The sequence below is a fragment of the Burkholderia sp. AU30198 genome, assembly GCF_020419825.1.
Classification (GTDB): domain Bacteria; phylum Pseudomonadota; class Gammaproteobacteria; order Burkholderiales; family Burkholderiaceae; genus Burkholderia.
This window is the reverse complement of sequence record NZ_JAIZSA010000053.1, coordinates 1-1,169: the sequence shown is the minus strand read 5'-3', so window position 1 is coordinate 1,169 and position 1,169 is coordinate 1. Positions and strand designations below refer to the sequence as shown.

Sequence of the window (1,169 nt, the reverse complement as noted above, 5' to 3'; positions counted from 1 at the left end):
ACGATGTTCTGCGTCGGGTCCTTGATGTCGCAGGTCTTGCAGTGCACGCAGTTCTGCGCGTTGATCACCAGGCGATCGCTGCCGTCGTCGTTCTTCACGAACTCGTACACGGCCGCCGGGCAGAAGCGCCCCTCCGGCCCCGCGTACGTGTGCAAGTTCACGTTCACCGGCACGTTCGCATCCTTCAGCGTCAGGTGCGCCGGCTGGTTCTCTTCATGGTTCGTGTTCGAGATGAACACCGACGACAGCCGGTCGAACGTCAGCTTGCCGTCCGGCTTCGGATACTCGATCGGCTGGCACTGCGATGCCGGTTTCAGCATCTCGTGGTCCGCATGCTTGTGGTGCAGCGTCCACGGCACGTTGCCGCCCATCACCTTCTGCTCGAGCCCGACCATCAGCGTGCCGAGGTACAGGCCCTTCGCCATCCACTGCTTGAAGTTGCGCGCACGGTACAGCTCCGTGTACAGCCACGACTGCTTGAAGGCGTCCGGGTACGCGTTGAGCTCGTCGCTCTGGCGGCCGGCCTGCACCGCGTCGAACGCGGCGTCGGCCGCCAGCATGCCGGTCTTGATCGCCGCGTGGCTGCCCTTGATCCGCGATGCGTTCAGGAAACCCGCGTCGTCGCCGATCAGCGCACCGCCCGGGAACACCGTCTTCGGCAGCGACAGCAGCCCGCCGGCCGTGATCGCACGCGCGCCGTACGACACGCGCTTGCCGCCTTCCAGGAACGCGCGAATCGACGGGTGCGTCTTGTAGCGCTGGAATTCCTCGAACGGCGACAGGTACGGGTTCGTGTAGCCGAGACCGACCACGAAACCGACCACCACCTGGTTGTTGTCCATGTGATACAGGAACGAGCCGCCGTACGTATCGGACTTCAGCGGCCAGCCGGCCGTGTGGATCACGAGGCCCGGCTTGTGCTTCGCCGGATCGATTTCCCACAGCTCCTTGATGCCGATCCCGTAGGCCTGCGGATCCGCGTTCGCGTCGAGCTTGAACTTCGAGATTAGCTGGCGGCCCAGGTGGCCACGGCAGCCTTCGGCGAACAGCGTGTACTTCGCGTGCAGCTCCATGCCGAGCTGGAAGTTCTCGGTCGGCTCGCCGTCCTTGCCCACACCCATGTTGCCGGTCGCGACGCCCTTCACGGAGCCGTCGTCGTTGTACAGGAT

General features: G+C 64.7%; 1 protein-coding gene. It reads right to left on the bottom strand.

What is annotated here, in order from left to right:
* On the bottom strand, positions 1–1,169 hold a 1,169-nt coding region (locus LGN19_RS39445), incomplete at both ends, for an electron transfer flavoprotein-ubiquinone oxidoreductase (protein ID WP_226220245.1).